Origin of the sequence: Rhodoferax sp. (assembly GCF_039922535.1) — a bacterium.
Taxonomy (GTDB): domain Bacteria; phylum Pseudomonadota; class Gammaproteobacteria; order Burkholderiales; family Burkholderiaceae_C; genus Rhodoferax_B.
This window is the reverse complement of record NZ_JBDTEM010000057.1, coordinates 1-7,941: the sequence shown is the minus strand read 5'-3', so window position 1 is coordinate 7,941 and position 7,941 is coordinate 1. Positions and strand designations below refer to the sequence as shown.

Annotated in this window: 9 protein-coding genes; 2 read left to right on the top strand and 7 right to left on the bottom strand. The window is 61.0% G+C overall.

Annotated features, from left to right (window positions below; translation table 11 throughout):
- Positions 1-95: 95 nt before the first annotated feature.
- Positions 96-860, top strand: coding sequence for an SDR family oxidoreductase (locus ABI213_RS02375; RefSeq protein WP_348007265.1), 765 nt, complete (start codon positions 96-98; stop codon positions 858-860).
- A 9-nt stretch (positions 861-869) separates the two neighbouring features.
- Positions 870-1,655 carry an SDR family oxidoreductase gene (locus tag ABI213_RS02370; protein WP_348007264.1) on the top strand — a complete coding sequence of 262 codons (786 nt, stop codon included), beginning with the start codon at positions 870-872 and terminating at the stop codon, positions 1,653-1,655.
- Positions 1,656-1,657: 2 nt separating this feature from the next.
- Here ABI213_RS02370 and ABI213_RS02365 read toward each other — a convergent pair whose 3' ends face one another.
- The 7 genes from ABI213_RS02365 to rpsA all read right to left on the bottom strand — a co-directional run bounded on the left by ABI213_RS02365 (position 1,658) and on the right by rpsA (position 7,711).
- Positions 1,658-2,134 (bottom strand): DUF1993 domain-containing protein, encoded by a 477-nt coding sequence (locus tag ABI213_RS02365; RefSeq protein ID WP_348007263.1) that lies wholly within the window; start codon positions 2,132-2,134, stop codon positions 1,658-1,660.
- Positions 2,135-2,137: 3 nt separating this feature from the next.
- Entirely contained in the window at positions 2,138-3,130 is a 993-nt protein-coding gene (gene rfaD / locus ABI213_RS02360; protein WP_348007262.1) for an ADP-glyceromanno-heptose 6-epimerase, read from the bottom strand.
- Positions 3,127-4,080, bottom strand: coding sequence for a D-glycero-beta-D-manno-heptose-7-phosphate kinase (rfaE1, locus tag ABI213_RS02355; protein WP_348007261.1), 954 nt, complete (start codon positions 4,078-4,080; stop codon positions 3,127-3,129). Before rfaE1 ends, rfaD begins: the two co-directional genes overlap by 4 nt.
- Positions 4,077-5,219, bottom strand: coding sequence for a lipopolysaccharide assembly protein LapB (gene lapB / locus ABI213_RS02350; RefSeq protein ID WP_348007260.1), 1,143 nt, complete (start codon positions 5,217-5,219; stop codon positions 4,077-4,079). Before lapB ends, rfaE1 begins: the two co-directional genes overlap by 4 nt.
- Positions 5,209-5,517 carry a LapA family protein gene (locus ABI213_RS02345; RefSeq protein ID WP_348007259.1) on the bottom strand — a complete coding sequence of 103 codons (309 nt, stop codon included), beginning with the start codon at positions 5,515-5,517 and terminating at the stop codon, positions 5,209-5,211. The genes lapB and ABI213_RS02345 overlap by 11 nt, the downstream gene beginning before the upstream one ends.
- 42 nt (positions 5,518-5,559) lie before the next feature.
- Positions 5,560-5,883, bottom strand: coding sequence for an integration host factor subunit beta (locus ABI213_RS02340; protein ID WP_348007258.1), 324 nt, complete (start codon positions 5,881-5,883; stop codon positions 5,560-5,562).
- 145 nt (positions 5,884-6,028) lie between these two features.
- Positions 6,029-7,711 carry a 30S ribosomal protein S1 gene (gene rpsA, locus ABI213_RS02335; protein WP_092761519.1) on the bottom strand — a complete coding sequence of 561 codons (1,683 nt, stop codon included), beginning with the start codon at positions 7,709-7,711 and terminating at the stop codon, positions 6,029-6,031.
- Positions 7,712-7,941 lie beyond the last annotated feature (230 nt).

Below are 7,941 nucleotides of genomic sequence, written 5' to 3'. Positions count from 1 at the left end.
GCCCAGCACCTGCTGGACCATCCATAGCTTGCACGTACTTGGGTGCCAAGCACCCCACGCCGCGCAAGTTGTTTCATGTTGAAAGAGGAGATTTCATGGATTTGTTTGACTTGCACGGCGAAGTTGCCTTTGTCACTGGGGCCGGTAGCGGCATTGGCCAGCGCATCGCCGTGGGTTTGGCGCAGGCCGGGGCCGACGTGGCGTGTTTTGACCTGGCAGGCAGCGTCGGACTGGCCAGTACGGTAGAGCGGATTCATGCACTGGGCCGCCGCGCCTTGGCCCTGGAAGGCAGCGTGACCCAGGCGGCAGATCTGGCGGCTGCGGTGGCCGCCACCGAGAAGGATTTGGGTGCTTTGGCGGTGGCGGTCAACTGCGCCGGTATCGCCAATGCCACGGCCGCCGAAGATATGCCGCAGGAGCAGTGGCAACGCATGATGCAGGTGAACGTCGAAGGGGTGTTTTTGTCCTGCCAGGCCCAGGCCCGCGTGATGCTGCCACGCCGCCGTGGCAGCATCATCAACATTGCGTCCATGTCGGGCAGCATCGTTAACCGGGGCCTGATGCAGGCGCATTACAACAGCTCCAAAGCGGCGGTTATTCATCTCAGCAAGAGCCTGGCGATGGAGTGGAGCGACCGCGGCCTGCGCGTGAACAGCATCAGCCCCGGCTACACCATGACGCCGATGAACGCACGCCCGGAAGTGGCCGAACAATGCAAGGTTTTTGAGCGCGATACGCCGATGGGTCGGATGGCGACGGTAGACGAAATGGTGGGCCCAGCGGTATTCCTGGCCAGCAAGGCCGCATCGTTTTGCACCGGTGTGGACCTGATCGTGGACGGTGGCTTTGTTTGCTGGTAAGGATTGACTATGTTTAAGCGATTTCAAGACAAAGTGGTGGTGGTGACCGGTGGTAGCCGGGGTATTGGTAAAAGCATTGCCGAACGGTTTGCCCGCGAGGGCGCGCGCGTATGCGTGGCTGCGAATGAAGCGCTGGTGCATGAAACCGCGCAGGGCTTGCGCGATGCCGGTGCCCAAGCGATATCGGTGGTGCTGGATGTGACTGATCGTGTCCAGGTCAAAGCCATGTATGCGCAGGTAGCGCAGGAGTTGGGCGAGGTCGATATCTCGGTGCAGAACGCCGGTGTCATCACCGTTGCCCGCCTGGAGGATCTGACGGAAGATGAGTGGGACAAGGTCATGGCCGTGAACACCAAGGGTGTTTTCTTGTGTTGCCAGGAGGCTGCTGTACGTATGCGAGCGGCTGGCAAGAAGGGGCGTTTGATCAATACCGCATCCGGCCAGGCGCGCCAGGGCTTCATCTTTACGCCGCACTATGCGGCCAGCAAATTCGGCGTAGTGGGTATTACCCAGAGCCTAGCCAAGGAGCTGGCCAAAACGGGCATCACGGTAAATGCCTTTTGTCCCGGCATCATCACCACCGATATGTGGGCTTATAACGATGCAGCTTGGGGCAAGCTGATGGGCGACTACCAGCCCGGTGAACTGATGGCGGAATGGGTGGCGGGCATCCCCATGGGCCGCGCCGGTACCGGCGAAGATGTGGCGGGGCTGGTCAGCTTCTTCGCGTCAGACGATGCGGCCTACATCACCGGCCAGACCGTCAATGTGGACGGTGGGATGTTCATGTCCTGATTTCAATACACATGCCAGCCGTCAAAGTCCGCCTTGCCCAGTGGCACACCTTGCTGGCGCAGTAGGGCGTAGGCGCTGGTGAGGTGAAAAAAGAAGTTGGGCAGAGCGTATTGGGATAAAAACTCTGCTCCCGACAAAGCCACCGTGGCTGTACCTGCCTGGTCGGTGCATGGGCGCTGGGCCGCACCGGCCATCTGTTCAGGGGTCAGATCTGCCAGATACGCCTGGGCCTGGCGGATGCGGGCCTCTAGCTCTGCAAACGAGGCGCTGCCTTGGCCAAAAGGTGGCACCTCCAGCCCGGCCAACGGCGCACAAGCGCGCAGGGCGAACTGGGTGGCGATGTCGATCTGCAGCCCCAGCGGCAGCATGTCGGGCACTAGCCGGGCCTGCAGGTCGCAGCCCTGGGCCGCACCCGCATCCACCATCTTCGCCAGTTGGCCCAGGTAGCGCTGGAAGACGGGGACCGAGGCGGCGTACACCGGTCAGCTTTGCAGCAAGGTGTGCACGTAGCGGGTGACCCCTGTGTGCACATCGGCAAACTGGTGGTCGCAGCCGGTGGCGCGCAGGGCGCTCAGGTCGGCCTGGGTGTAGCACTGGTATTTGCCGCGCAGCGCGTCAGGAAAGGGCACGTATTCCAGCAGCCCGGCAGACACGGCATCTGCTGCGTTGACCGGCTGGCCATGCAAGCTATTGATCACGGCGTGGGCGATGTCGTTGAAAGGCTGGGCTTTGCCGGTGCCGAGGTTGAACACGCCGGACTTTTCGGGGTGGTCAAAGAACCACAGGTTGACCGCTACCACGTCGTCGACAAACACAAAGTCGCGCATCTGCCCGCCCGCCGGGTAGCCGCCGTACTCGCCAAACAACTTGACCTTGCCGTCCGCTTTGAACTGGTGGTACTGGTGAAAAGCCACGCTGGCCATGCGGCCCTTGTGCTGCTCGCGTGGGCCGTAGACGTTGAAGTAGCGGAAACCCACCACCTGGTGCGGGTTGCGGTCGAACCCGCGGCCGCAGAGCAGGCGCATGCGCTGGTCAAACAGCAGTTTGGAATAGCCGTAGACGTTGAGCGGGCGCTCGAACTCGGGTGTTTCGATGAAGCTGGCCGAGCCGCCGTAGGTGGCCGCCGACGAGGCGTACAGCAGGCGCGTGCCCTGGGCGTGGCAGGCATCGAACAGCTTGCAGGACAGCGTGTAGTTGTTGTCCATCATGTACTTGCCGTCCATTTCCATGGTGTCGCTGCAGGCACCCTCGTGGAACACGGCTTCGACCTTGCCGTAGCCGCCTTGGGCAAAGCGGGTGTAGAACACGTCGGCATCCACGTAGTCTGCAATCTGCAGATCGGCCAGGTTGCGGTATTTGTCGCCCTGCGTCAGGTCATCGACCGCGATGATGTCGGTTATGCCGCGTGCGTTCAGACCTTTGATGAGGTTGCTGCCGATGAAGCCAGCAGCTCCGGTGACGACGATGCGGGTCATAGCGATTCCTTGGTAAACAGTTCATCAAAGCTGACGGTGGCAGTGCCGAATTTGCCCACCACCACGCTGCCCGCCCGGTTGGCCAGGGGCATGGCTTCGCGCAGGCTCAGGCCCGCGGCCACCAGGGCGGCCAGGGTGGCGATCACGGTGTCGCCGGCACCGGTCACGTCGAACACCTCCAGGGCCTGGGCGCTGGCGTGCAGCTCACCTGCGGCATCAAACAGCGTCATGCCTTCTTCGCTGCGGGTGACCAGCAGGGCTTCGAGTTGCAGCTCTTTACGCAGGTTTTGCGCCTTGGTGCGCAGTTGTTCTTCGTTGCTCCAGCTACCCACCACTTGTTGCAGCTCGGCGCGGTTGGGGGTGATGACGGTGGCGCGGCTGTAGCGTGAGTAGTCACTGCCCTTGGGGTCGATCAAAATCTTTTTTCCACTGGACAGCGCCAGCGCGATCATGTCGCCCACATGGGCCAGACCGCCCTTGCCGTAGTCGGAGAACAGCACCGCCTGGTGCGCGGGCAGCAAGGTGGCGAAGGTAGCGGATTGCGAGGCCAGGATTTCGCTCTTGGGGGTGTTCTCAAAATCCATGCGCAGCAGCTGCTGCTGGCGGCCAATCACGCGCAGCTTGACCGTGGTTTGTAGTTCTGCATCGCGGCCAAAGTAGGGGCGGATGCCGGTCTGGGCGACCAGCTTTTCCAGCTTGTGGCTGGCATCGTCGTCGCCCACCACCGTCAGCAACGAAGCCTGCGCCCCCAACGACACGATGTTGTAGGCCACATTGGCTGAAGCGCCCATGCGCTCTTCTTCGCGCGTGACGCGCACCACCGGTACCGGTGCTTCGGGGCTGATGCGGTCCACCGCGCCGTACCAGTATCGGTCCAGCATGGCATCGCCGACCACCAGCACCTGGGCCTGGGCTAGTTTGGAGCGGGAAAGGGTTGAAAGCTTTGTCATAGTTCTTCTACTCGGCGGGCGGGGTAACTGTCCCAGGCCTGGCAGCCAGGGCATTGCCAAAAATGCTGTTTGGCCTCAAACCCGCAGGCGGCGCAGCGGTAGCGCTGCAAAGGGGCGGCGGCGTGGTCCAGAGCGCGCTGGATTTGGGGATGGAATTCCTCATGCTCCAGCTTTTCCCCAGCGATCCAGCGGGCGGCGGCCACCAGAGATTGTTCTCGCTCCAGATGCTGGATGTAGCGCATGCGCACGTCAATCATCGGCGTTCCGGCGCCTAGTTGCAGGCCGAGAATGGCTTTTAGCACGTCCAGCGAGGCAGTGTGTGTGTAGCTGGCCTCCAGTATCTCCAGCGCGCTGTCGGTGAGCCCGGCTGCGCTGGCGATGGTGGCAATTCGTGCTGCTACTAAAGGCATAGCTGCTGGTGCATATTCTGCAAGCGTTAGCATGGTTTTGAAGGCTTCTTCCAGTTGGCCTGCTTGTTGCTGCAGGATGGCTAGGTCGATGCGTGGCCGCGCAGCCTGCGGGGCGATGGCGATGGCTTTTTCCAGCAACCCCTGGGCGGCTTCGGGCTGGGTAGCAGCTTGTTCACACAGGTAATGCGATTGGCGTCCGCTGAAGCTGCCCTGGCCTGCGGATTCCAGCTTGTGGGCAATTTCGGACGCGTCGGGCCAGTCGCGCGAACGTTCGTAGATCGACAACAAAGCCAGGCGGCTTCGGGCCTCGTAAGCCGTGCCTTCGAGCTTGCGCAGGGCTTCTTCGGCCCGGTCGAGCAGACCGGCTTTCAGGAAATCTTGCGCCAGCGCGTGCTGGGCGCGGTCGCGGTCGGTGGCGCTCAGGTCGCCGCGCGACAGCAGGTGCTCATGCACGCGCACGGCGCGCTCGGTTTCTCCCCGGCGGCGGAACAGGTTGCCCAGGGCAAAATGCAGCTCCGAGGTGTCGGGGTCTTTTTGCACCGCTTCGATGAAGGCGTCGATGGCCTTGTCTTGCTGTTCGTTGAGCAGGTAGTTCAGGCCCTTGAAATAGGCCTTTGGGGCCAAGCGGTTGTCCAGGCGTAGCTGCCGAAAATCCCAACGCGATGCCAACCAGCCGAGTACAAAAGCAATCGGCAAGCCCAGCAAAATCCAACTGAGGTCAAAGTCCATGGGGTGGGGCGATGGGTTCCGTGCGGGGCGTGTCAGGGTTGGCGGGTGCCGGGATGGGTTGTTGGGCCTTTTTGGCGACCACGCGGTGTTTCCACCAGCGCGGCACCATGCCCAGGATGCCAAGTGCCAGTCCGGCCGCGAAAGCCGTCAGGATGAGCAGCACCATGGGCGCGCGCCATTGTGTGCCAAAGAAAAAGTGCACGACCGCGTCCTGCTGGTTGTTCAGCGCAAATGCAAACAGGGTAAAAAAAATGGCTGCCTTAAGTAACCACTTAAGCAGCCGGACCAGATTCTTCATGGGTGTCCTCCATCTTCTGGGCATTCTATCTACGCAAAAACCTCATTCGCGGGATTCGCGCAGCGCGCGTGCCTCGATCTCAGCGGTATGCAAGTCTACGGATTCGCGCAGGGCCTTGCCGGGTTTGAAATGGGGTACCCGCTTTTCGGGAATGGCCACGCTTTCGCCACTGCGCGGGTTGCGGCCCATGCGTGGCGGGCGGCGGTTGATGGAGAAGCTGCCAAAGCCGCGGATTTCAACCCGGTGGCCGCGCACCAGTGCGTCCCCCACGGCATCCAGGATGGTCTTCACGGCGTGTTCGGCATCGCGGTGGGTCAGCTGGCTGAATCGGGCGGCCAGTTCTTCAACAAGGTCGGATCGGGTCATGGAGGGATTTGGGTTTCAAAAGGACTTACGCAATGCACCCCGTGGGTGGAGAAAATTGCGTAAACCCTGTCGGGTTATAAATAAAGCCGACCCGCTCGCCCCTGCGAGTCGGATCGGCTTGGCAATAGCCTAGGTCAGCAACAAATTAATTGTTGTTGTCCAGCTTGGCGCGCAGCAGAGCGCCCAGGCTGGTGGTGCCAGCGTTTTCGCGGGCCGAAGCCTGGCTTAGAGCAGCCATGGCTTCGCCTTGGTCGGCAGCGTCCTTGGCTTTGATGGACAGCTGGATGTTGCGGGTCTTGCGATCCACATTGACCACCACAGCGGTCACTTCGTCGCCTTCTTTCAGCACGTTGCGTGCGTCTTCGACGCGGTCCCGGCTGATTTCGGAAGCGCGCAGGTAACCGATGATGTCTTCACCCAGGTCGATTTCAGCGCCACGGGCATCCACGGTCTTGACCTTGCCGGTCACGATCTGGCCCTTGTCGTTGATGGTAGTGAAGGTGGTGAACGGATCGCTGTCGAGCTGTTTGATGCCCAAAGAGATACGTTCGCGGTCCACGTCCACGGCCAACACGATGGCTTCGACTTCTTGGCCCTTCTTGTAGTTACGCACGGCGGCTTCGCCGGTTTCGTTCCACGAGAGGTCAGACAAATGCACCAGGCCGTCGATACCGGCAGCCAGGCCCACGAACACGCCGAAGTCGGTGATCGACTTGATCGGACCCTTAACGCGGTCGCCACGCTTGGTGTCTTGCGCGAATTCTTGCCATGGGTTGGCCTTGCACTGCTTCATGCCCAGGCTGATGCGGCGCTTGTCTTCGTCGATTTCCAGAACCATGACTTCGACTTCGTCGCCCAGCGAAACCAGCTTGGCGGGAGCGATGTTCTTGTTGGTCCAGTCCATTTCGGAAACGTGCACCAGGCCTTCGATGCCGGGTTCGAGTTCCACGAATGCACCGTAGTCGGCGATGTTGGTGATCTTGCCGAACAGACGGGTCGACTGTGGGTAGCGGCGGTTCACGCCCATCCATGGATCGTCGCCCATTTGCTTCAGACCCAAGGACACACGGTTCTTTTCGGTGTCGAACTTGAGGATCTTGGCGGTGATTTCTTGACCAGCCGTCACCACTTCCGATGGGTGACGCACGCGGCGCCATGCCATGTCGGTGATGTGCAGCAGGCCGTCGATGCCGCCCAGGTCCACGAACGCACCGTATTCGGTGATGTTCTTGACCACGCCATGCACTACGGAACCTTCTTTCAGGGTTTCCATCAGCTTGGCGCGTTCTTCGCCCATGGACGCTTCGACCACAGCGCGGCGCGACAACACCACGTTGTTGCGCTTGCGGTCCAGCTTGATGACCTTGAATTCCATGGTCTTGTTCTCGTAGGGAGACAAGTCCTTGATGGGGCGGGTGTCGATCAGCGAACCGGGCAGGAATGCGCGGATGCCGTTGACCAGAACGGTCAGGCCGCCCTTGACCTTGCCGCTGGTCGTGCCGGTAACGAATTCGCCGGATTCCAGGGATTTCTCCAAGGACATCCACGAAGCCAGGCGCTTGGCGGTGTCACGGCTGACGATGGTGTCGCCGTAGCCGTTTTCGATGGCGACGATGGCCACCGAGATGAATTCGCCAACTTGGACTTCAACTTCGCCCTTGTCGGTCTTGAATTCTTCCAAAGGCACGTAGGCTTCGGATTTGAGGCCAGCGTTAACGACCACAAAGCTGTGTTCGATACGGATGACTTCGGCGGTGACGACTTCACCAATGCGCGTTTCCGTGCGGGTTAGCGATTCGGCAAAGAGGTCTGCAAATGATTCTGACATGGTTTTCCTAGTCCACAGCACAGGGTTGGCGGGTGCGGAATTGCACTCGCGCTGGAGTCTGGTGTGGCGGTTTGGCGGTCGGGGGACCACCGGGGTTACAGGGTTAAAAACCACTCGGCTGGGGCAGCAGAGCGGGCTTGTGCCGTTTAGTTTGAACCAAACGGCTGCTTGCTTTGCCACCAGCCCAACACCTGGTCTACCGATGTTTCGATCGACATGTCAGAGTTGTC

What these genes read in the sequence shown, in the direction of transcription:
- rfaE1 (WP_348007261.1), bottom strand. Translation starts at nt 4,080, where the DNA reads ATGACAAAGCTTTCAACCCTTTCCCGCTCCAAACTAGCCCAGGCCCAG.
- rpsA (WP_092761519.1), bottom strand. Translation starts at nt 7,711, where the DNA reads ATGTCAGAATCATTTGCAGACCTCTTTGCCGAATCGCTAACCCGCACG.
- lapB (WP_348007260.1), bottom strand. Translation starts at nt 5,219, where the DNA reads ATGGACTTTGACCTCAGTTGGATTTTGCTGGGCTTGCCGATTGCTTTT.
- rfaD (WP_348007262.1), bottom strand. Translation starts at nt 3,130, where the DNA reads ATGACCCGCATCGTCGTCACCGGAGCTGCTGGCTTCATCGGCAGCAAC.
- ABI213_RS02375 (WP_348007265.1), top strand. Translation starts at nt 96, where the DNA reads ATGGATTTGTTTGACTTGCACGGCGAAGTTGCCTTTGTCACTGGGGCC.
- ABI213_RS02340 (WP_348007258.1), bottom strand. Translation starts at nt 5,883, where the DNA reads ATGACCCGATCCGACCTTGTTGAAGAACTGGCCGCCCGATTCAGCCAG.
- ABI213_RS02345 (WP_348007259.1), bottom strand. Translation starts at nt 5,517, where the DNA reads ATGAAGAATCTGGTCCGGCTGCTTAAGTGGTTACTTAAGGCAGCCATT.
- ABI213_RS02370 (WP_348007264.1), top strand. Translation starts at nt 870, where the DNA reads ATGTTTAAGCGATTTCAAGACAAAGTGGTGGTGGTGACCGGTGGTAGC.